This is a genomic window from Alteribacter lacisalsi (genome assembly GCF_003226345.1).
Lineage (GTDB): Bacteria > Bacillota > Bacilli > Bacillales > Salisediminibacteriaceae > Alteribacter > Alteribacter lacisalsi.
The window spans coordinates 142,433-163,778 of record NZ_PDOF01000003.1 but is presented as its reverse complement, the minus strand read 5'-3'; the positions used below and the strand labels follow the sequence as shown (position 1 = coordinate 163,778).

Sequence of the window (21,346 nt, the reverse complement as noted above, 5' to 3'; positions counted from 1 at the left end):
CAAGATAATGATAACCACGCCGAAGCAGCCTGAAACGGAAACTACTGATATATATATCTTTGATCCTGCCCGTCTAATGGAGGCCAAACATCTTCCTGAACTGTTCGGGAGCTACGGAGAGTATAAGTTTCACTATGAAATTGATTTACCATCTCCTTCTTCTAAATACCGCACAATCATTATATGTGCCTCGGCTTACAGCAAAGCAGTCAGTGACTCCATAGATCGTTGGGCGGCTCAAAATTCAGAGGGTAATTTATATGTTGTCTCGCCATCGAAGGAAGAAACATCTGATATCTTTCCGTTTTTACATAATGATAATGTATCAGGTATGATGTCAGTCGACTATCTTTCCAGTAACTTTGATTTTGTGATAAGAAATTCACATAAGGCACCGTTTCTCGAACCTTCCTGTCACAGGCATTTGATCCACGAAATCGAGAGGGTCAAACTGAAGGAGCAGCCGATCAAAAAACTTCTTCTTCAGAAGGAAAAAGTAGCCGATATTCTAACCCAGAATGAACAAAACGTGCTGCAGCTGCTGTTAGAAGGCTATAACAATATACATATTGCACAGGAACTGTACCTTGCCCCCTCCACCATCAGCACAATTATCAGCCACCTGCTGAAAAAAATGAAAGCATCAGACCGCACGGATGCCCTGGTCACATCGATTCGTAACGGGTGGGTAGAGGCATACCGTTAATTTATACAAAAAACGTCCACTAAAGTGAACGTTTTAAGACGTTGATTCCGGAGACACTGCAGTCTCCTTTTTATTTTGTCTTCTTACAAACGAGCAAATAAATTCATGCAGTGGGACGCTCTGGTCATTTGTTTAACGAGAACATGCTTGGATACGGTAAGTTCAATTTCCTGGCCTGTTGAAAAATGTACCCTGGACATAGGCTTCCTTCTTGGTTTTTCTGATTTTTGCTGTTCAATTTCACTTATTTTCCGGAGGTGCTGGGAGAAGAGCCATGCACATCCATGCAGACTGGGGGATTCCGTCGGGAAGGCACAGATCCTTTTTGAAATGGAAAGAGGGACAGGGACTCTTTTCTGAAAGCCGGTATGAAAAAACACCGCCTCTCTTCTGCCATTAAAGGACGAGCCACCGTTTAGGCAGGCTGCTTCAATAACTTTGATGCAGGGTGTCGAGATGTAAACGACTTTGTCGGTTTCAATGGCTTTTGCTAAATAGGTTAGGTCGTTGTTCGGCAATAATGCCAGTGTTTGATATCCTATTTCATATTCTTCAACATAGATCTCCTTCATTCCTCTACCTCTCTTTCATAGTTAAATGGTTATGGGTAGGAATTACTACCTGGAATTAATTTTATTGTAATTTTTAGACTATTTCCAGAAAGAAGGGGAAATGTAATATAAATGTAATATAAGGTGTTAGGAGACATTTTTTGTTGCAGGCGGTTGCTTTCCGATTCAATCAAAGATTAAAATATGTCAGAAAAAATTTCCTCATGAGCTAAACAAATTCAGTGGGATTCCGATAATAATAGTAAGTTTACGAATGAGGTACGTGTCAGCGTTCTCTATTGTAAACAAACTATTGAACTTCCTGTCACAAGGATGTGGGCGGAAGTAAATCTCAAGGAGGAATTATACAATGATTATCAACAACAACCTGAGCGCCATGAACGCTCACCGTCAGCTCGGCATCAACCAGAACCACATGCAGAACTCTATGGAGAAGCTATCTTCCGGCCAGCGCATCAACCAGGCATCAGACGACGCAGCAGGTCTTGCGATCTCTGAAAAAATGCGCGCGCAGATCAATGGACTAGATCAGGCCAGCCGGAATGCTCAGGATGGGATTTCCCTTATCCAGACGGCGGAGGGGGCGCTAGATGAGACCCACAGTATTCTTCAGAGAATGCGTGAACTTACAGTTCAGGCAGCGAATGATACGAATGAAGATGTAGATCGTGAAGCCATTGCAAGTGAACTCACTGAATTAGCAGCAGAGATCGATCGCATTGCAGATAATACTGAGTTTAACGGTAAAACACTTCTAGATGGTACCTTTGAAACTGATGAAATCAATTTACAGATTGGTGCTAATCAAGATCAAAATCTACAGTTAAATATTGATAATATGACTGCAGATGGTCTAGGATTAGGTGCAGCAGGAGAAGACCTGGACGTATCAGCTCACACTGAAGCTGGTGCAACACTTGTCCTACTCGACACTGCAATTGAGAATGTATCTAAACAGAGAAGTGAGCTTGGTGCTGTTCAAAACCGCCTCGAGCACACAATCTCCAACCTTAACAACGCATCTGAAAACCTGACAGCCGCTGAATCCCGCATCCGTGACGTAGACATGGCACAGGAAATGATGGAGTTCACGAAGAATAACATCCTTAACCAGGCTTCCCAGTCCATGCTTGCCCAGGCGAACCAGTTGCCGCAGCAGGTTCTCCAGCTTCTCGGATAATTAATTCTTCTGATCATCATTTAATGATCAGTCAGTGAGAGCCGGAATGCCCGGAGACCCGCGAATCCGCGGAAAGCGAAGGGCATACAGGCTCGATTTAAACCGATAAATACTGCAGAAAAGCCCGGTTTTCAGACCGAGGCTTTTTTGTTTGTCTTGAATCTCTCACCAGACCTGCCGATATAAAAACAAGAAAACAGACTAAAGGGAGAGACGCAGATGGAAATCTCAAAGTCATTTGTTAAAGAAACCTTTGACCGGCTCGGATATGGCACAGAGAAACGCGTAGAGCCGGTCCAGCGCAAAACCGACAGCCGCATTACAGGACAGGACCCTAAAGACGAACCTAACCGCCCCGTCAACAAAGAAGAAGTCTCCGAAAAAGTTCAGGCAATGAACCAGATGCTTGAGGTTCAGGAAAAAGACTACCAATTCAACCTCCACGAAGATCTGAACCGCCTTTATGTCACCGTCATCGATAAACAGACTGAAGAAGTGATCAAAGAGATTCCCGCTGAGAAGTTTCTCGACATGGTATCTGCGATGCTCGAATTTGCCGGGATTATCATTGATGAAAAAATCTGATAGGACGATGGGTTTATCTCGCTATCAGACCTTCAAAATCTGTCCTGAGCAGCCGATATAAGACGTAACGAAACACGGTGAAGGAGATGAGAGTAATGCGGATTGGCGGACTGGCTTCCGGCATGGATACACAGGATATGGTAAGGCAGCTCATGGAAGCAGAGCGGCTCCCGATGCAGCGGATGGTTCAGGACAGGACCTGGATGGAGATGCAGCGGGATGCGTTCCGGGAAGTGAACCTTGAATTTACGTCACTCAGAGACTCGTTTTCAGCGACCGGACTGGGGCTTCGCAGTACATTCAACCAGAGAGTTGTAACCAGCTCCGACCCTTCAAAGGTAACGGCAGTTGGCTCGGCTAATGCCCAGAATGCCAGCGCAGAGATTGAGGTATCAAGGCTTGCCAAAGCTTCCACCTGGGCAGGGGACAGTTTTGAACCGGACGGTGAGTTTTTTACCCGAACAATGAGCGATTGGGAGGATGGACCGGACTTTGACTGGGACGAAAACGGCGCTGCTGAACTTTCTTTTGACTTAAAGCGGCCCGGTTCGGAGGACTACGAAACCGTCAGCATTCAGGTAAACAGAAACGACCGGGTCAATGATGTGATCAGCCGGATCAACCGCTCGCAGCTCGGCGTGTCTGCGTTTGTGGATCAGCGGAACGATGGCTCGGCCACGACCGTTCTTACCAGCACCCACTCCGGTGAAGGGGCTGATTTCCGTTTTGGGGATGATGTGACTTCTGCTTTTATGGAGGCGTTCGGCGTCGCGTCAGCTCCCGGTGAATCGATTGAGCAGTACGAAAGGGTCCAGGGGCAGGACGCCGTCTTTACATACAACGGTTACGAAATGGAACGGGAAACCAACGATTTTACGATCAACGGCGTCCGCTACACCCTCCACGGTGAGACCACAGGACCTGTTCGGATTAATACAGCAACGGACTCCGAGGCCATTTATAAGGACATTATGACATTCGTCGAGGAATACAACGAACTGGTGGATTTTGTGAACGGAAAGCTCACCGAAGAGCGGCACCGGGATTATCCGCCGTTAACGAGCGAGCAGCGGGTAGAAATGAGCGATCATGAGATCGAACTCTGGGAGGAAAAAGCAAACAGCGGCCTGCTTAGGAGAGACCCGGTTCTTTCAAGTGCTATGAACCAGATGCGCACGAATCTGTTCAGTACGGTGGAAAATGTGGACGGCATCTTTAACCATCTCTCGCAGATCGGATTGACCACGTCGAGAGATTTTCGTGACGGGGGAAAAATTGTCATTGATGACCGGCAGATGACGATGGCAAACGGCGAGCGGATGAACGGAGAGGCGCGGCTGCGTTACGCAATTGAAAATCATCCGGAGGATCTGTACCAGCTGTTTAACGCCTCAGGTACAACGAACGAAAACGGAAACGTGCCGCAGGCGGAGCGGGGCCTCATTCCCTCGATCAGGGAAAATCTCAGGACAGCCATAACCGGGATTACCGACCGGGCCGGCCGTGAAGGAAGGACGCTCCAGCAGTTTTCAATCGGAAGAAACATCCTGCAGATGGAAGATCGAATCAGCAATTTTGAGAGGCGCCTCCAGCAAACTGAACAGCGTTACTGGAGTCAGTTTACGGCCATGGAAAAAGCAGTTCAGCAAATGAATTCCCAGGCCCAGCAGATGTTTTCCATGATGCCCGGCGGAATGATGTAGTCAACAGGATAACAGAGGAGGATATTACGATGGCCATGCAGAATCCGTACGCCAGTTACCAGAAGCAGAACATCCAGTTCAAATCCCCCGGTGAGCTCACACTCATGCTTTACGACGGATGCCTGAAGTTTATCCGGAATGGGAAAAAAGCGATCGCTGCCGGTGAGATAGAAAAACGTAACGAAAATCTCATTAAGGCGCAGAATATTATCAGAGAGCTGATGATTACGCTTAAAGGAGAGTCGGAAACAGCACAGCACATGATGCGCATGTACGATTTCATATTAAGCCGTATTTCGGACGCCAACATTAAAAATGATCCGGCACCTTTAAAAGAAGCAGAATCGTTTGTAAAGGAGTTTCGAGACACGTGGGTGGAAGTAATTAAACAGGACCGGAAAAACCGGTTCGGCGGAGCTACCCGCATATGAGCAAGGCTTACGAGCTGTTACGCATTACCGAACGTCTTTACGATCACGCCGTAAAAAATCCGGCCCCAGGTGACCGGGATGACCATATTAATCAGATTGAAACACTTCTCAAGGAGCGGGAAATGGTTCTTTCAACGATGAGCGGCACCGTGCCTGAAGCGGACGGGCCGTTTCTAAAAAAAGCAGCGGAGCTAAACACAGCTGTGGATGCCCGGTTGAAAGAAGAGATGTCTGCCATTAAGATGGACATAAACCGGTTGAAAAAGAAAAGGGAAACAGGAAGAAGATACGAAAATTCCTATTCCGCCCCATCTGTGGACGGCGCCTTTATTGACCGGAGGAACTAGAGCGAAGGTGGTTTCGACATGAGTGGAAGCATAACCGAAGCACAACAGCGTTTTATAACAAGGTACAGCGATCTTCTGAAAGAGCTCGAAGACGTACTCGCCTATGTGAGTGAATGTTATATCAAAGATGACACGGATATCGGCGACCGGCTTCTCAGGGATGTGATGGCAGGGATTCTGCCGTACGACCCTGAAAACATGACGATCGTGTCCATTTTCGGTGACGATCCTGAGGCACTGGAGGTTCTCGGGCACTTTCACGACGCAGCCCTTCAGGCTGCCCAGGTTGAGAAACTGGAAGACACAGGTGAACGCATGCACCTGCTCCATGAAATTCTGCTCGCATGCTATAAAGAATGGTACACAGTCGTAACCCGAAAAAAAGCCGACCTCAAAACCTCAGCCGAGAGCTGAGGTTTATTTTTTGTGTAAGAAATTAGAAACCTGAAGGTTAATCGTTGATTGTTCAAAATTACGAGACGCCTGCGGGATTAGCAAGAGCTGCGAGCATTGCAACTCGAGTAAGCGATAAGATTCTTCGAATATTGTAAGGTGTTAATATGAAAACGTGAATAAAAAGCTGGAAAAGTGGATGAAAGATACGCTGACTCCTGCAGGAAGAAAAGCGCAGGTGAGCCCCCGCAGTGCGGAGCACGCGGAGGCTCAGCCGCCTCCTGCGGAAAGCAGCGTATCTTTCAGGAGCGGTTATTATTGCCGCATTTTGATGTACGGATTTGCATCATTTGAAACACTTTTGTTCCAAGCTTCACCAGGCATCAGCCTGCATTTTTCATATCGTCAACAAGGCCGTCTGCGTGATCCGGTTTTTTCGTAAACAGACTCACAACAACCGTAAAGAATGTGGCAACAAGAAAGCCGGGCACGGCTTCATAGGTAATGCCGAAGAAATACGAGTTCAGAAACGCATGCACGTCAATAAATGCGTACGTCCACTGCGGCTGTTCAGCTACCATAATGACGGTGATGAGGCCCGTGATCATGCCGGTGAGCACCCCGGTACGGGAAAGTCCCTTCCAGTAGAAGCTTAAAATCAGTGCCGGACCGAAGCAGGCTCCGAGACCGCCAAACGCAAACAGCACCATCCAGAAAACGAAGTCCGTTGCTGTGGAAGCGAGCCAGATGGACAGTCCCATCAGCACCACGATCACAAGCCGGCTGTAGGTAATCAGCTTCCGCTGGGAAATTTCCTTGCCCTTTGCGAACAGTTTGTCGTAGATGTCCCTCACAACGGCACTTGCCCCGACAAGAAGCTGGCTGTCGGCACTGCTCATAATCGCTGCCAGAACAGCGACAAGAAGAATGCCGGCAAAGAACGGGTTCAGCACTTCTGCCCCGAGTGAGGTAAAAATCTGCTCATTATTTTCACCCGGCAGCATGTCCACTGACGGAAAGTATACCCGGCCAATCAAGCCGACCATGATTGCTCCCCAGCCCATAATCACATTCCAGAACGTGGCGATAAGGGCTGCCTGGCGCATTTCCTTCACGTTTTTCAGACTCATGTACCTAACGATGATATGCGGATTACCGGGACTTCCGAAACCGATCCCGATAAGACCAATAATCGCACCGAAAGCAAAGGCAAATGGACTCGTAAAGCCGCCTCCTTCTGACTGCATTACATCCAGGACGGGGCCGAAGCCGCCCATCTGAACGAGCGCGACAATCGGCAGAATGATCAGGGAAAAGAACATGAAGCCGATTTGCAGCACGTCTGTTTTACTGACGGCATGAAATCCACCAAGGATGGTATAAAGAAATATGATCGCAGCGGTCAGCCACATTCCCTGGGAAGTAGTGATGCCGAGGCTTCCGGAAAAGGCAGTCCCTCCAGCTACCAGCTGGCTTCCCACATAGGCGACCATGAAAAACAGGATAATCAGAGAGCTTACAAGGCGGATAATTTTCGTCCGGTCCCCGAGCCGGCTTTCCAGAATATCCGGAATAGTAATGCTCCCGGTTTTCTCACTGAAGTTCCGAAAACGTCTGGCCACAAAGAAAAACATAAACACTTCAACGGTTATGTAGCCTGCAACCGCCCAGACCGCATTCAGTCCGGTTAAATAAGCTGTACCGGTTACCCCTAAAACGAGCCACGCACTTCTGCCGGAACTGACGGCGGATAAGGCAACCGTCCATTTATTCAGGCTTCGTCCCGCAAGGAAAAAATCGGTCAGGCCACCGGAGCTTTTCCGGGAACTGAAGATGCCGATCGCAACAAGAAGAAGCAGATAGGCGATGAGGACAGAAACAGTAAGTGGGTGTGCAGTAATATCCAATTTGAATTCCCCCTTCAAGTCTGGTGATCAGTTGCTGATGTGGTCAATAATTAACGTCTACTCATCCTGACGAGCTGTAATGGCATAACAGCCGAGACCAAGTGCCAGAATCGCCAGTGGCACTATGACGAGGCCGAAAAGAATCCCAAAAGTCAAAGTGTACACCCCCTTTTCTGGTATTATAGTATAAATCAGAAAATACAGAAAAAACGCTCACAACTGAACAAGCGAGGAGGACGATATGATGAAAGGGAATATGCCGGCGATCGGCATCGATATTGGCGGTACCAGCACCAGGGTGGCGCTGGTAGACAGAGAGGGAAAGATCCTTGCGAGAGAACAGGAAGAAACCGCACCGCAAAAAGGCACTAAAGCTTTTGTGAACCGTACAGTCGAAGCAGTTAGGCGCATCAGCAGGCAGGCAGACGAACCGGTTTACCAAATCGGAATCGGATGCCCCGGGCCGCTTAATCCGTTTTCGGGCACACTGCTTGATCCGCCTAATCTGCCAGGATGGGACGGTTTCGCTTTGAAAAAAGAGCTTGAAACCGCAACCGGCCTTTCTGTCACACTCGACAACGATGCGAGCGCAGCTGCCCTTGGGGAAGCCCGGTTCGGCGCCGGTGCCGGACAATCGAGCACCATTTACATAACTCTGAGCACCGGAATCGGTGCGGGTATCGTAATTAACGGCAGATTATTTTCAGGGGCAACCGGCAATGCAGGAGAAATCGGGAATATGATCGTGCAGCCAGGAGGGGAGCGTTTTGGCACGTTAAATGCCGGCGCTCTTGAAGGGCTCGCATCCGGCACGGCGATCGGCCGCGAAGGAAAACGAAAGCTCGGCCTGGACGGCAAAGCTGAAACAGTCTTCACCAAGGCGGAAAAAGGGAATCGGTACGCGGAAGCGATCATTGAAGAAGCCGCCGGCTATCTGGCGATTGCCGTGGCCAACCTGGCAAACAGCTTCGATCCGGCTGTATTTGTGTTCGGCGGCGGTGTGATGCAGCAGGAACGAATGCTTCCGCTGCTGAAAGAGAAAACCGTTCCGCTTCTTTATCCTAGCATGCAGAAAACACTCAGACTCACGCTTGCAGATCTCGGTCAGAGTGCCGGTGTAATCGGAGCTGCCCTGCTCCCGATGTACCGCGAATAGTTGAGGTAAAAAAAAAGAGGCTGACCACAGACGGTCAGCTTCCTTATATGGGATAAATCATTCTGATGGCTATTTAAGAAGAGGCCGCTCAGGTGAAACACTCTAAATAAATGTGAACCACCTTAAACGAACGCCAATACTTCAACAGCCTGCAAAATCACTGCTCCTTCAAAATCAACGCACTGTTCGCGCCAGCTGTAACTTTCAGCTTACTGCGCTTCACCTGAAAACGCTCGTTTCCTTCCACATTTACAAATGTTCCTTTGCCGAGACCAGTGAGGTTAATGGTGATCTCCTCATCGGATCCATTTAACAGGAACACAAATCGGCTGTTGCCGTCTGTCCGTTCATACGCCACATAGTGATTGCCTTTTCCAGCCGAGAGGAAACGGAACGTTCCGTCACGCAGAGCCCGATGCTCTTTACGAAGCTGAATCAGATTTTTGTAGAAATCAAACAGGTCCCGGTCCTGGTGTTCCTCGTCCCAGATCATCGGCGCGCGGCATCCCGGGTCGTTTCCGCCGGCCATACCGATTTCATCTCCGTAGTAAATGCACGGCGCACCGGTGTAGGTGAGCTGGAACGTAGCCGCCAGCTTCATCCGGTCCTTGTCCCCTTCGGCAATTGTAAGCAGACGGGGGGTATCGTGGGAATCAAGCAGGTTAAACGCCGATTCGTTTACCTGTTTCGGATATGCCACCTGAATCGCATCCAGACGCCCCATGAACGCCTCCGCATCAATTTCCTTCATGGCAAAAAACTCGAGAATACTGTTCGTCACCGGGTAGTTCATGACAGCATCAAACTGATCGCCACCAAGCCACGCCATGGAGTTGTGCCAGATCTCCCCGAGAATGTACGCCTCCGGATTGGCTTTCTTCACAACGTCACGGAATTCGCGCCAGAACTGGTGATCTACTTCGTTTGCCACGTCAAGACGCCAGCCATCAACGCCTACATCCTCGACCCAGTAGCGGGCCACTTCAAGAAGGTACGCCTTCACTTCACGGTTTTCCGTGTTCAGCTTCGGCATGGAGGCAACAAAGCCAAACGTATCGTAATTCGGCTGCGGCTCGGTAACGACCTCCTCCTCACGGAGGTGGAACCAGTTTGCAAAACGGGATTTACGTCCGTTTTTCAGCACATCTTGAAATGGCGGGAAGTAGTATCCGCTGTGGTTGAACACCGCGTCCAGCATCACTTTTATACCACGCTTGCGGGCTTCCCTCACAAGCTCCTTCGCTTTTTCGTTATCGCCAAACTGCGGATCTACCTTTAAGTAATCAATCGTGTCGTATTTATGATTTGATTTTGCCTCGAAAAACGGAGTGAAGTAGATGCACGTAATACCCAGTTCCTCAAGGTATCCAAGATTGTCGATCACACCCTGCAGATCGCCCCCGAAGAAATTGTCCCTTGTCGGCTCAGCGTCATGGGTCCACTCCTCAGTGCCCGGCGGGTTAAGTGACGGGTCCCCGTTGGCAAACCGCTCAGGGAAAATCTGATAAAACACCGCGTTCTTCACCCAGTCAGGTGGATTGTTCACGTCAACCGGATTTAAAAACGGAAATTCAAACATCCCGGAAGGTGATTCAAGCATGCCGATCCCGGACCGGGACTGGGCGCCTTCCTTCTGGAAACCGACCTCATTGTAATAAAGCGTTTCTTTACCGCTCTCAAGACGGAACGCGTACGCAAATCTCCGATATTCCGGTTTAACTGCAGCCTGATAGTAATCAAAGAGACTGTCGCTCGCAAACTTCTCCATTTTCGTAGTCTGAATGTATTCCGGTGTGAAGCGGTACTTGTCCCCGTGAACAACATACACATTGTCCATATCATTTCTTTTCGTGCGGATCCGGATATGAAGCGTCTCCTTGTCATACGCATACGCATAATGAGATTTAGGCTGGTGAAACACAGCTTCCTTTATCATCAAATCCCTCCTGTATTGTTGTTATTGACCTTGTTGCGTACATAAATGGAAAAATAAGTTATGAGTCGTTTTCTTTGCCCGCAGGAATCCTGCACCGCGTTGATTCCCGACTGCATAACGTTTAAAATAGACAGGCGGTCCTATACAGAGGAAAAGAAAGTGCAACCGCTTGCACGACCGCTGAAAAAAACACTGTCTCTTACATATCGACAGTATACCACGGTGCATGAAAGCGCGTCTACAATCGGCTGGCATCACCGGACCGGAGGAATATTCATGACAAACATTCTGTTTCTATCACCTGAATTCAAAGAAAAAATATGGGGCGGCAGCCGCCTCCTCACGCAGTTTGATTACCCGATTCCATCAGATCGCACCGGCGAGTGCTGGGGCATTTCTGGACATAAAAACGGCACAAACCGTGTCACTGGAGGCCCCCATGATGGCAAAACCGTTCGCGAACTGTGGGAAAACAACCGCCAACTGTTTAACAACGAACCTGGAGATGAATTCCCGCTCCTTGTCAAAATTATTGACGCCCAGGATGATTTGAGCGTCCAGGTTCATCCTGACGACACGTACGCAAAAGAACACGAAAACTACGCATTCGGCAAAACTGAATGCTGGTACATTCTCGACCACGACCCGGATGCCAAACTGATTCTCGGGCACAGCGCCAAATCACGTGAAGAACTCACACAGATGGTGGACGACGGCGAATGGGACCGCCTGTTCCGTGATGTTCCCGTCCAGAAAGGCGATTTTTACTACGTCCCAAGCGGTACGGTACACGCCATCGGAAAAGGGATCATGATTCTGGAAATCCAGCAGAGTTCCGACATCACCTACCGCTTTTACGATTACGACCGGACCGATGACGCCGGCAATACCCGGGACCTTCATCTCAAAGATTCCGTCGCCTGCTCCATGGTCCCGCACAAAGACGCAAAACCTGAACAGAGCGAAACACGTGAAGGCGGCCTGCACATCACCCGTCTCATTTCGGAGCAGTACTTCACCGTCGATCACTGGAAACTTAACGGACACACGAGCCGCATAAACGATCACTACCTCCTTATGAGCGTTATTGAGGGAGAAGGCACCATCACCGAAGACGGCGAAACGCGCACCATCCGAAAAGGGGTCCACTTCATCATCCCCGCCACCGTCCGAAGTTACGAACTCAACGGAAGCCTCACCCTCATGGCCTCACAGACAACCCGGTAAAAAACAAGACAGCTGTTTTATTTGCCAGGCTCAAAAAGTCGCCCCCTCTCCAGTGCAAACATAAGGAGAGGGGCGACTGCCTTTTTACATCTTCGAAGGCCCCTGGTGGGCCATCTCCATAAACGAATGAAGAATTACTTCGTCGGAATTGATATTTTCAATGTGCTTTAATTCCACACTCGACTTCAGTGTCTCCAGTTCCTCCTGAAGAAAAGCCATCTGTTCGATCGTTTCACCTATCCCGTTTTTTACCGGAATAAGGTCTTCCTTTCGTGACATGTTTCTCTCAATCTGGGCAACTTTGTGCATGAGTGCTTTTAGCAGTTCAGTCTGTGTCAATGGGGATTGCTCCTTTAGCGGTAGTAGTGGGGGATTGCAGAGGATTTGTTCTATTCAGGATATTGAGGAATGAGCCGGTTCCGGTTTTTCATCCTCGTCCTGTTTTTTCAATGTTGATAATTCCGGAGGCTTGATCTGCAGGAAATGAACCGCTTCGGCGATCATATCCATTTTATAAATCTTCCGGTTTTCGGTGTTTGTGTAACTACTCGTCTGAAGTCGGCCGTTAACGGAAATCATCGATCCTTTTCCGCAGACTGAAGTCAGCCGTTCGGCACTGCCCTTCCACATCACACACGGCACAAAATCCGCATCGTACTCACCGTCCGGGTTGCGGTAATTCCTCTGGACTGCCACTGTAAATTTTGATAAAGCGACACCTCCTTTCGTGAAGTAAAGTTCCGGGTCCCGTGCAAGTCTTCCAACAAGGCTAACCTGGTTCAGCATACTGGTCACTCTCCTTTTTCTTCGGATTGATTGATGGCTTGTTTGGCGTCCCTGGGCACAGAAGGTTCTGAAAGTGAAATTGTGAGAGTATGGTGAATGGGGAGGTGCCCGGCTCCTCGTTTCCAAGGAGACAGACTGATTAGTAGTCATGTGCATCAGCCGGGGGTATCCTGTCAGGGGGATCACTCCTTTAGGGAGAGACTCGATGATTTGTTTCAGCAGGCAGCTTGTTTGTATTTTAGAACGGCGGCCTGGAGGTGGAAAGTGAAGTTTGACCTGGTGAAACTTCACATTGGCTGAATGGTTCTTGACGTTTTGTGATGAAAAGACAAAGTAATGAGGAGGGGGGTGAATACGGTGAAAATAGCCAAAAAAAAGCGCAGAGGCTTCATAGTGCCTCAAAAAGACGCTGATCAACCGTAGTGGCATTTTCATTTGCGTATTCACCAAAGGAAAAATCAATCAGCAATTTACCGCCGGAAGGGTTGTCACCTCACTGTGGGGTTGGAGGCTGCGGTTATTTGCCCGTTTCGTTCCGGAACGAGGGAAGATCCGGAAAAAGAAGCCGGTAAAAGTGGGAGGATAGAGAGGGCTGATGCGGATCGTGGGTGTTTGGCGTGTACTTCATAGTGAACGAGGGCGCCCGTGCGAATAGAGTAGTCCAAAAGAAGCACGCCGTTATTCTTATATTTTATATTAGATCAGGGTGGAAAAATATTCAACTCATTTTAAAAGAAAATTTTGAAAAAATACAAAAAATGCTATTGAACGACATAAAAAAATGAACAGTAAAGTAGTTTTCACTTGATTAAGGCGGGTGGATCGACCTGGGTCGAAACCCCTGCAAACAGGCAGGTGTCAGACCTCTCTGTCGAATTAAGGCGTTCAAAAGAAATTGACTCGGTATGCACCCGTTGCTATATTAGAGGTGTGGTTAAGCCACCAGATTTTATTACGAAGGGATTGTGTTAGAAGCATGCAAGGAAAAGTGAAATGGTTCAACGCTGAAAAAGGTTTTGGTTTTATCGAGCGCGAAGGTGGAGACGATGTATTCGTTCATTTCTCTGCGATCGAGCAGGAAGGATTCAAGTCCCTTGAAGAAGGCCAGGATGTTGAATTCGAAATCGTAGAAGGTGCTCGCGGACCTCAAGCAGCGAACGTTACTAAACTTTAATTGATTCGCACTTTCCCTTAAATAGAGGTTTTCCCGGTTGCGGTCGATCATTCGATGTAGCACGGAGCTTTTTGCAAGGGTAAGATGTAAGCGAACACAAAAGCCTGTCTCGGAGCCTAATCGGCATACGGGGCAGGCTTTTTACATTCTTACAACAGATCGCATCCTGAGGGTCCGTGTACACACAATTCTGCTAACGTAAAAATTAGGCAGTCAGATTTGTCCTGCATGGGTTTAAGCTCGCGCTCATAGTGGAAAAGGCAGAGTATTCTCCAAATACTCAGCAGCGCATCCTGGCTGCTGATAATGCGAGGTTTTCATCATCCTGAATAAAGGAGTGAGTTTTTCATCAATCTGGAAATGTGAAGCCCGATCCTGCAAAATCGGCAAATAATTTCCGACCCGTTCCGACAAAAAGATTTGATGTTTTTCTTGTTTTTTAGCAGGACAATCGACGGAGAGCAGCGAATAGTACTCATATAACCGAAAGGAGGAGTTTGCTTATGATATACAACATTAGAGGAGAAAACGTAGAGGTGACTCCCGCGTTAAGGGAATATGTTGAAAAAAAGGTAGGCAAACTTGAAAGGTATTTCGATCAGACTCCATCATCCGATGTGCACGTTAAACTTCAGATCCTGAATAACGACCAGCGGGTGGAGGTTACTATTCCAATGCCGAAGCTTCTGCTTCGCGCAGAAGAAACTCATACTGACATGTACGCGGCTATTGATCTCGTGATCGAAAAGCTCGAGCGTCAGATCCGTAAGCATAAAACGAAAGTGAACCGCAAATTCCGTCAGGATGACAGTCTCAAGTATATGTTTAAAAACGAACTGGAACCAACAATGGAAGAGGTGCCAAACGGTGCCACAACGTACGAAGACGAAGATGAGATTGACATCGTCCGTACAAAACGCTTTGATCTTAAACCGATGGATGCCGAGGAAGCTGTCCTTCAAATGGACATGCTCGGACACAACTTTTTCGTCTTTTCAAACTCCGTGAGCGGAGGCACCAACGTTGTGTACAAACGTAAAGACGGAAAGTACGGCCTCATCGAATCAGAATAAAATAAAGGCGGGCCGAGCCGCCCGCAGGACGTTCCTTCTATAATAGAGGGAACGTTCTTTTTTTCGGAACGCCCTGGCCAAGGCAGCCTTCTCACTGGTGACTATTCAAGAGTCCGTACTAAACGGGTTTTCTTGGTGGAGTTGTATACCAACTTTCCCGAGTAAAGTTATGTCCGAACTTCGGCTTCATCCAGCGTAATTATCCGATTCATACCGGAGGATGGAACTGACAGATTTCAAACGTTCACTGCTCCCTCTGTTTTTCTGCCGCCTACCCGGCTTCTTGTAAGGGCGGGGCGAAACTGATAAAATGAAAAGTAATTGTCAGACGGTTTTACGCGCAGCCGCGCGGGGCATGACGCAATCATTATGGGATCGCCCATTGCATTATAAAATAAGGGAGCAATGTCCAATGCTAGGTTTACTCAGGAAAGTGATTGGCGACACCGACGCGCGCCAGATTAAGAAATGGCAGAAGACGGTGGATCAGATTAATGAACTTGAAGAGAGCATGAAGAAGCTCTCGGATGATGACCTTAAAAATAAAACGGAAGAATTCAAATCCCGCTATGAAAAAGGGGAAACACTTGACGATCTTCTACCGGAAGCGTTTGCCGTTACCCGGGAAGCCTCAACCCGGGTTCTGAAGATGCGTCATTTTGACGTACAGCTGATCGGTGGGGTCTGCCTTCATAAGGGAGATATCTCCGAGATGAAAACAGGTGAAGGTAAAACCCTGATGGCAACCCTTGCCGTTTATCTGAATACTCTTTCCGGAAAAGGGGTTCACGTAGTTACGGTCAACGATTATCTTGCCAAACGTGACTCCGTTGAAATGGGCAGGCTTTATGAATTCCTCGGCCTAACTGTAGGGCTGAACTACAACGGTTTGTCCAAGGACGAAAAGCGTGAAGCATACAAATGTGATGTGCTATACTCAACAAACAACGAGCTTGGCTTTGACTATCTACGTGACAACATGGTGATTTACTTGCGCCAGAAGGTTCAGCGCAAACTGCATTTTGCCATTGTCGATGAAGTCGACTCCATCCTGATCGATGAGGCCCGTACGCCGCTCATCATTTCCGGATCTGCGGAAAAATCGACGCAGCTTTATACAGCTGCGAACTCATTTGTGCGTATGCTTAAAGAAGAAGAGGACTACACGTACGATGAGAAAACGAAAAACGTTCAGATGACCGATGACGGTGTGAGTAAGGCAGAGCGTGTCTTTAAAATTGACAACCTGTTCGACCAGGCTCATGTGCAGCTGAACCACCATATCAATCAGGCGGTCAAGGCTCACGTTGTCATGAAACGCGACGATGATTACGTGGTGCAGGACGGGGAAGTGTCGATCATCGACCAGTTTACCGGCCGTATTATGAAAGGCCGCCGTTACAGTGACGGTCTTCACCAGGCGATCGAGGCTAAGGAAGGTCTCGAGATTAAGCGGGAAAGTATGACAATGGCCTCGATTACGTTCCAGAACTATTTCCGTATGTATGAAAAGCTTGCCGGAATGACCGGTACAGCAAAAACAGAGGAAGAGGAATTCCGTAATATTTATAATATGAACGTATACTCGATCCCGACAAACGAACCGATTGCCCGTGATGACCGGCCCGATTTAATTTACAAGACGATGGACGCCAAATTTAAAGCGATTGTCGAAAAGATCAAAGAGCTCTACGACAACGGTCAGCCGGTTCTGGTCGGTACCGTCAGTGTAGACACGTCCGAGCTGATTGCAGGCATGCTGAAACGCAAAGGTGTCCGCCACAACGTGCTGAACGCGAAGAACCACGCACGTGAAGCGGAAATCATTGAAAATGCCGGCCAGCAAAAAGCCGTTACGATCGCGACTAACATGGCCGGTCGTGGTACGGATATCAAGCTCGGTGCAGGTGTAAAGGAACTGGGCGGTCTCTACGTGCTCGGAACCGAACGTCACGAGTCCCGCCGGATTGATAATCAGCTCCGCGGACGTTCCGGACGTCAGGGTGACCCGGGTAAATCCCAGTTTTATCTGTCTCTCGAAGACGTGCTGATGCGCCGCTTCGGCAGTGAAAACATGGCGAATATGATGGATAAGCTCGGCCTTGAGGAAGACCAGCCGATTGAAAGTAAGCTTGTCTCCCGAGCAGTGGAGCAGGCGCAGAAACGGGTGGAAGGAAACAACTTTGATGCCCGTAAACAGCTTCTCCAGTACGATGATGTCATGCGCGAACAGCGAGATATCATCTACGAGCAGCGTAACGAAGTTCTCGATTCGGATAACCTGAAGCCGATCGTTGAAAAGATGATCGAATCAACGATTGAGCGGAACGTTCAGCTCTACACACCGGCAGACGAAGTTCCGGAGGACTGGAATCTTCAGGGGATCGTGGACTACATTAATGCCACCGTACTCAATGAAAAGGAAATCGAAGTAAAGGACCTGAACGGTCTTGATCCGGAGGAAATGACCGAGCTTATTACCGAGCGGGCCATGGAAGAATATCAGGCAAAAGAAGAAGAATTCACACCTGAGCGTATGCGTGAATTCGAAAAAGTTGTTCTTCTGCGCACCGTGGACTCCAAGTGGACGAGTCACATTGACCAGATGGATCAGCTTCGTCAGGGGATCCACCTCCGTGCTTACGGACAGAATGATCCGCTCCGAGAGTACAAGTTTGAAGGATTTGAAATGTTTGAGGCCATGGTCGCTGCCATCGAAGAAAACGTAACCCGATATGTGATGAATGCCCAAATTGAAGGGAACCTTGAGCGCAAGCCTGTAGCAGAAGGAAAACCGGTGCACCGCAGCCCTGGAAATCAGCAGACGAAAGAACGGAAAAAGGTGCCGTTCCAGAAAGCCGAGACTGTCGGCCGGAACGACCCTTGTCCATGCGGATCAGGCAAAAAGTACAAAAACTGCCACGGCCAGGCTGCCGGAGAGTAAACACATCTCTGAACGGGTATGTGGTAAAGGGAGCGCAATTACCGTAAATTAGTTACTGGCTCTTAAATAGCGATAGAAAAGCAAAGGTGCGAAAGCACTCAGCACCAGCTGAAGCAGCAAAAAAAAATGATAAAAAACCGGAAGAGAAAGTCCGACCCGGGTCTGCCGGGCCGCGGCTTTCTTTTCTACATTAAAAAGAGGTGTTCGGAAATGGAAATGTCCGATATTAAAAATGAACTTCAGAATATGGCTAAGCGATTAGCGGACTTCAGGGGGTCTCTTTGACCTTGAAAACAAAGAGACCCGTATAGCCGAGCTTGAGGAACTTATGGCCGAGCCCGGATTTTGGGATAACCAGACCGAGGCGCAGAAAGTCATCGACGAAAGTAACCGGCTTAAGGAAGGAACCGAAACCTACCGCAAACTCGAAAGCCAGTATGAAGATCTTGAAGTCTCCTATGAACTTGTAAAAGAAGAAGGCGATGAGGAGCTTGGCGCTGACCTTGAAAGCGGCGTGAAAAAACTTGTTGAAGAAATGAACAAGTTTGAACTTCAGCTTCTCCTGAACGGACCTTATGATAAAAATAACGCTATCCTCGAACTTCATCCCGGAGCTGGTGGAACGGAATCACAGGACTGGGCATCCATGCTTCTTCGCATGTATACCCGCTGGTCAGAGGCACGGGGCTTTAAAGTGGATACGATGGATTATCTTCCTGGAGATGAAGCGGGAGTCAAAAGTGTGACACTGCTTATTAAAGGGCATAATGCCTACGGATATCTGAAGGCAGAAAAAGGGGTGCACCGCCTCGTGCGGATTTCGCCATTTGATTCTTCCGGGCGCAGGCATACGTCGTTTGCGTCATGTGAAGTGATGCCGGAACTCGATGATAATGTAAGCGAAATTGAAATCTCTCCTGATGAATTGAAGATCGACACGTACCGATCAAGTGGAGCCGGCGGCCAGCACGTCAACACTACCGATTCTGCGGTTCGTATCACACACGTTCCGACAAACACGGTTGTGACGTGTCAGTCAGAGCGGTCCCAGATCAAAAACCGTGATCATGCGATGAAGATGCTGAAAGGAAAGCTTCTTCAGCTGAGACTCGAGCAGCAGCAAAAGGAACTTGACGATATCCGCGGGGAACAGAGTGACATTGGCTGGGGCAGTCAGATACGCTCCTATGTGTTCCACCCGTATAATATGGTCAAAGACCACCGGACAAACCATGAAACAGGCAACACACAGGCGGTCATGGATGGCGAACTCGGTCCATTCATCGATTCGTACCTCCGTTCCAAAATTGATTAAGTCATGCTATGTTCAGATAGATTGATACTTTTAACAATATTAATTCTGGAGCGAAAGGCGGCGACTCCTGCGGGAAAAGCAAGAGCAGAAGACCTCGCAGGGCGTTTTTCCCGAGGAGGCTGATGCCTTGCCCGCGGAAAGCGTCCGCCTGCAGCGTAATCATTCAGCATTTTATACGAAAGAGCTATGTAAAAAAACCGCCAGGTACCGATATTGGCGGTTTTTTGTGCTGTAATCCTTTAATGGGTCATTCCGTTAATGCGTCATTCTGGTTGCGTTTACAAGGGGGGATGGCGGTGCTATACTACTCTGGGCCTGCACTGTCAGTTCGGCATAAAACCCCTTCAGAGAGTACACGCTAATGGGTGCGTAGATTTAGAGCACGTTCCCGCTACTATGAAAAGAAACAGGTGAACGTTCCTATGATGAAAGCAATGAAACGGCGCAGAGATCAGCAGCCGGTCAGCCCTGCAGGGAGAATACTGTTTGAATTTGCTCATGTCCTGCTTGGATCGGCTATTGTTGCCATAAGCTTTAATATTTTTCTTTTACCAAACCGGATTGCATCAGGAGGTGTGGCGGGAATATCCACTCTCGTCGAAGCCACTTTCGGATTTGAACCGGCATTTACGCAGTGGGCTTTTAACATTCCACTCTTTATTGCCGGTGTTCTCCTTCTTGGAGGAAGTATTGCCGGAAGCCTGATGTACGGACTAAAAACATTAACCGGTACGATCTTTCTTCCTGCAGTCGTACTGATGACCAGACACCTGGAACCGGCTACGATGGATCCGCTTCTGGCGGCCATTTTCGGAGGAATCGGTGTCGGCCTGGGGCTCGGGATTGTCTTTAGATCCCACTCCTCCACTGGGGGGACGGACCTTGCTGCTCAAATCGTAAATAAATATACAGGGATGTCACTCGGTACCTGTGTATTTATTATGGACGGCCTGGTTGTAACGGCAGCGGCGGTCGTGTTCGGATTTGAATTTGCCCTCTACGCTCTGATTGGTCTGTTTGCAACTGGAAAAACGATTGACATTGTTCAGACAGGAATAGGGTATTCTAAAATGGCGATCATTATTTCCGATTACGAAGAAGAGGTGCGCCAGGGGCTTCTTACCCAGGTGGACCGCGGTGTGACAAAACTTGTAGGCTACGGCGGTTATACGAATCACGAACGTCCGGTTCTTATGTGTGTAGTCGGCAGAAACGAGGTCACAAAATTGAAACAAACGGTGCAAACCATTGATCCACAGGCCTTCGTGATCGTAAGCCATGCGTCGGAGGTACTTGGGGAGGGTTTCAATAAAGAGTAAATCGGTTATAATATCTAAGAATTGGCATAAAGAAAAAATTGCCAACAACGTTCACTGAACAGGAGGGTTAAGATGAAGAAAATACTTATTGCCATGTTTGGTGCGGCGCTTATTGCAGGAGCATGCGGCGGTGCAGACGACGGTGACGACGATACCACACCTGTAGACGATGGCGACGACACGGAAGAAACTGAAGATGATGAAATGGATGAAGATGCAGCAGATGATGGCGAATACGACCTTGCTCAAGGTGAGGAAATCTATGAGGCAAACTGTCTGAGCTGTCATGGCGGAGACGGTGAAGGAGCTTCCGCACCAGCCATTCAGGGACTTGATATGGACGCCGTACGGGCGGCAATCGAGGAAGGTCCAGGAAGCATGCCGGCTGATCTTGTAGAAGATGATGATGAAATTGATAACGTAGCTGCCTACGTTGCGGATCTCGAATAGGATATGAAGCAGAACAGCTGTTTGACGCACCTTGTCGATGGCTGTTTTTTTGTGTTTAGAAAAGGGGTATTTCTGAAGAACGAGGCTTCTGCCCTGCTGGGGTGACTGGGTAAAAAGGCGTGGTAATTATTCTGGTAATAAT

At 48.5% G+C, this 21,346-nt stretch carries 20 protein-coding genes; 15 read left to right on the top strand and 5 right to left on the bottom strand.

The annotated features are described in order from the left end of the window. The first annotated feature begins 7 nt into the window (after positions 1-7). On the top strand, positions 8-706 hold the full coding sequence (locus CR205_RS15845; protein ID WP_110521125.1) for a response regulator transcription factor: 699 nt from the start codon (positions 8-10) through the stop codon (positions 704-706). An 83-nt stretch (positions 707-789) separates the two neighbouring features. Here CR205_RS15845 and CR205_RS15840 read toward each other — a convergent pair whose 3' ends face one another. Continuing rightward, positions 790-1,278, bottom strand: a complete 489-nt coding sequence (locus tag CR205_RS15840) for a competence protein ComK (protein ID WP_110521124.1) — start codon at positions 1,276-1,278, stop codon at positions 790-792. A gap of 349 nt (positions 1,279-1,627) precedes the next feature. On the opposite strand from CR205_RS15840, the gene CR205_RS15835 reads away from it, so the two are divergent. The 6 genes from CR205_RS15835 (at position 1,628) to CR205_RS15810 (ending at position 5,938) form a co-directional block, all read left to right on the top strand. Next, positions 1,628-2,458 (top strand): flagellin N-terminal helical domain-containing protein, encoded by an 831-nt coding sequence (locus CR205_RS15835; protein WP_110521123.1) that lies wholly within the window; start codon positions 1,628-1,630, stop codon positions 2,456-2,458. A gap of 219 nt (positions 2,459-2,677) precedes the next feature. Next, a complete protein-coding gene (locus CR205_RS15830) occupies positions 2,678-3,043 on the top strand; it encodes a flagellar protein FlaG (RefSeq protein WP_110521122.1) in 366 nt (121 codons plus the stop codon). Between the two features lie 95 nt (positions 3,044-3,138). Then, positions 3,139-4,746 carry a flagellar hook-associated protein 2 gene (locus CR205_RS15825; protein WP_161524803.1) on the top strand — a complete coding sequence of 536 codons (1,608 nt, stop codon included), beginning with the start codon at positions 3,139-3,141 and terminating at the stop codon, positions 4,744-4,746. Between the two features lie 29 nt (positions 4,747-4,775). Continuing rightward, on the top strand, positions 4,776-5,177 hold the full coding sequence (fliS, locus tag CR205_RS15820; protein WP_110521120.1) for a flagellar export chaperone FliS: 402 nt from the start codon (positions 4,776-4,778) through the stop codon (positions 5,175-5,177). Beyond that, entirely contained in the window at positions 5,174-5,524 is a 351-nt protein-coding gene (locus CR205_RS15815; protein WP_110521119.1) for a hypothetical protein, read from the top strand. Before fliS ends, CR205_RS15815 begins: the two co-directional genes overlap by 4 nt. 18 nt (positions 5,525-5,542) lie before the next feature. Then, the gene (locus tag CR205_RS15810; protein ID WP_110521118.1) at positions 5,543-5,938 is read left to right on the top strand and encodes a hypothetical protein; all 396 of its coding nucleotides are present in this window, start codon (positions 5,543-5,545) and stop codon (positions 5,936-5,938) included. A gap of 362 nt (positions 5,939-6,300) precedes the next feature. On the opposite strand, the gene CR205_RS15805 is transcribed toward CR205_RS15810, so the two are convergent. Next, positions 6,301-7,824: a sodium/proline symporter gene (locus CR205_RS15805; protein ID WP_161524802.1), complete on the bottom strand. Its 1,524-nt coding sequence runs from the start codon at positions 7,822-7,824 to the stop codon at positions 6,301-6,303. A 241-nt stretch (positions 7,825-8,065) separates the two neighbouring features. On the opposite strand from CR205_RS15805, the gene CR205_RS15800 reads away from it, so the two are divergent. Next, entirely contained in the window at positions 8,066-8,980 is a 915-nt protein-coding gene (locus CR205_RS15800) for an ROK family protein (RefSeq protein ID WP_110521116.1), read from the top strand. Positions 8,981-9,137: 157 nt separating this feature from the next. Here the strand turns inward: CR205_RS15800 and CR205_RS15795 are convergent, their stop codons facing one another. After that, positions 9,138-10,916 carry an alpha-glycosidase gene (locus tag CR205_RS15795; protein WP_110521115.1) on the bottom strand — a complete coding sequence of 593 codons (1,779 nt, stop codon included), beginning with the start codon at positions 10,914-10,916 and terminating at the stop codon, positions 9,138-9,140. A gap of 276 nt (positions 10,917-11,192) precedes the next feature. Between CR205_RS15795 and manA the strand changes: the two genes are divergently transcribed. Continuing rightward, entirely contained in the window at positions 11,193-12,143 is a 951-nt protein-coding gene (gene manA / locus CR205_RS15790) for a mannose-6-phosphate isomerase, class I (RefSeq protein ID WP_110521114.1), read from the top strand. Positions 12,144-12,227: 84 nt separating this feature from the next. Here manA and CR205_RS15785 read toward each other — a convergent pair whose 3' ends face one another. Together CR205_RS15785 and ssb are read right to left on the bottom strand one after the other, a co-directional pair. Continuing rightward, positions 12,228-12,482 carry a hypothetical protein gene (locus CR205_RS15785; RefSeq protein WP_110521113.1) on the bottom strand — a complete coding sequence of 85 codons (255 nt, stop codon included), beginning with the start codon at positions 12,480-12,482 and terminating at the stop codon, positions 12,228-12,230. A gap of 54 nt (positions 12,483-12,536) precedes the next feature. Beyond that, a complete protein-coding gene (ssb, locus tag CR205_RS15780; protein ID WP_110521112.1) occupies positions 12,537-12,929 on the bottom strand; it encodes a single-stranded DNA-binding protein in 393 nt (130 codons plus the stop codon). Between the two features lie 976 nt (positions 12,930-13,905). Here ssb and cspD point away from each other — a divergent pair. From cspD to CR205_RS15750, 6 genes are all read left to right on the top strand, one after another. After that, positions 13,906-14,103 carry a cold-shock protein CspD gene (gene cspD, locus CR205_RS15775; RefSeq protein WP_110521111.1) on the top strand — a complete coding sequence of 66 codons (198 nt, stop codon included), beginning with the start codon at positions 13,906-13,908 and terminating at the stop codon, positions 14,101-14,103. Between the two features lie 503 nt (positions 14,104-14,606). Then, positions 14,607-15,176, top strand: coding sequence for a ribosome hibernation-promoting factor, HPF/YfiA family (gene hpf / locus CR205_RS15770; RefSeq protein WP_110521110.1), 570 nt, complete (start codon positions 14,607-14,609; stop codon positions 15,174-15,176). A gap of 412 nt (positions 15,177-15,588) precedes the next feature. Next, on the top strand, positions 15,589-18,120 hold the full coding sequence (gene secA / locus CR205_RS15765) for a preprotein translocase subunit SecA (RefSeq protein WP_110521109.1): 2,532 nt from the start codon (positions 15,589-15,591) through the stop codon (positions 18,118-18,120). A gap of 210 nt (positions 18,121-18,330) precedes the next feature. Further along, positions 18,331-19,435 (top strand): peptide chain release factor 2 gene (gene prfB / locus CR205_RS15760; protein ID WP_110521556.1). Its coding sequence is split into 2 segments (ribosomal slippage): positions 18,331-18,402 and positions 18,404-19,435, totalling 1,104 coding nucleotides; the frame shifts between segments, so codons are not numbered across the junction. A gap of 434 nt (positions 19,436-19,869) precedes the next feature. Next, positions 19,870-20,754 carry a YitT family protein gene (locus tag CR205_RS15755; RefSeq protein WP_236634890.1) on the top strand — a complete coding sequence of 295 codons (885 nt, stop codon included), beginning with the start codon at positions 19,870-19,872 and terminating at the stop codon, positions 20,752-20,754. A 72-nt stretch (positions 20,755-20,826) separates the two neighbouring features. After that, a complete protein-coding gene (locus tag CR205_RS15750) occupies positions 20,827-21,204 on the top strand; it encodes a c-type cytochrome (RefSeq protein WP_110521107.1) in 378 nt (125 codons plus the stop codon). Positions 21,205-21,346: the final 142 nt, after the last annotated feature.

Excerpts from the sequence above, each read along its gene's own strand:
- CR205_RS15845 (WP_110521125.1), top strand. The coding sequence starts at position 8 with ATGATAACCACGCCGAAGCAGCCTGAAACGGAAACTACTGATATATAT.
- CR205_RS15840 (WP_110521124.1), bottom strand. The coding sequence starts at position 1,278 with ATGAAGGAGATCTATGTTGAAGAATATGAAATAGGATATCAAACACTG.
- CR205_RS15835 (WP_110521123.1), top strand. The coding sequence starts at position 1,628 with ATGATTATCAACAACAACCTGAGCGCCATGAACGCTCACCGTCAGCTC.
- CR205_RS15830 (WP_110521122.1), top strand. The coding sequence starts at position 2,678 with ATGGAAATCTCAAAGTCATTTGTTAAAGAAACCTTTGACCGGCTCGGA.
- CR205_RS15825 (WP_161524803.1), top strand. The coding sequence starts at position 3,139 with ATGCGGATTGGCGGACTGGCTTCCGGCATGGATACACAGGATATGGTA.
- fliS (WP_110521120.1), top strand. The coding sequence starts at position 4,776 with ATGGCCATGCAGAATCCGTACGCCAGTTACCAGAAGCAGAACATCCAG.
- CR205_RS15815 (WP_110521119.1), top strand. The coding sequence starts at position 5,174 with ATGAGCAAGGCTTACGAGCTGTTACGCATTACCGAACGTCTTTACGAT.
- CR205_RS15810 (WP_110521118.1), top strand. The coding sequence starts at position 5,543 with ATGAGTGGAAGCATAACCGAAGCACAACAGCGTTTTATAACAAGGTAC.
- CR205_RS15800 (WP_110521116.1), top strand. The coding sequence starts at position 8,066 with ATGATGAAAGGGAATATGCCGGCGATCGGCATCGATATTGGCGGTACC.
- CR205_RS15795 (WP_110521115.1), bottom strand. The coding sequence starts at position 10,916 with ATGATAAAGGAAGCTGTGTTTCACCAGCCTAAATCTCATTATGCGTAT.
- manA (WP_110521114.1), top strand. The coding sequence starts at position 11,193 with ATGACAAACATTCTGTTTCTATCACCTGAATTCAAAGAAAAAATATGG.
- ssb (WP_110521112.1), bottom strand. The coding sequence starts at position 12,929 with ATGCTGAACCAGGTTAGCCTTGTTGGAAGACTTGCACGGGACCCGGAA.
- cspD (WP_110521111.1), top strand. The coding sequence starts at position 13,906 with ATGCAAGGAAAAGTGAAATGGTTCAACGCTGAAAAAGGTTTTGGTTTT.
- hpf (WP_110521110.1), top strand. The coding sequence starts at position 14,607 with ATGATATACAACATTAGAGGAGAAAACGTAGAGGTGACTCCCGCGTTA.
- secA (WP_110521109.1), top strand. The coding sequence starts at position 15,589 with ATGCTAGGTTTACTCAGGAAAGTGATTGGCGACACCGACGCGCGCCAG.
- CR205_RS15755 (WP_236634890.1), top strand. The coding sequence starts at position 19,870 with ATGAAACGGCGCAGAGATCAGCAGCCGGTCAGCCCTGCAGGGAGAATA.
- CR205_RS15750 (WP_110521107.1), top strand. The coding sequence starts at position 20,827 with ATGAAGAAAATACTTATTGCCATGTTTGGTGCGGCGCTTATTGCAGGA.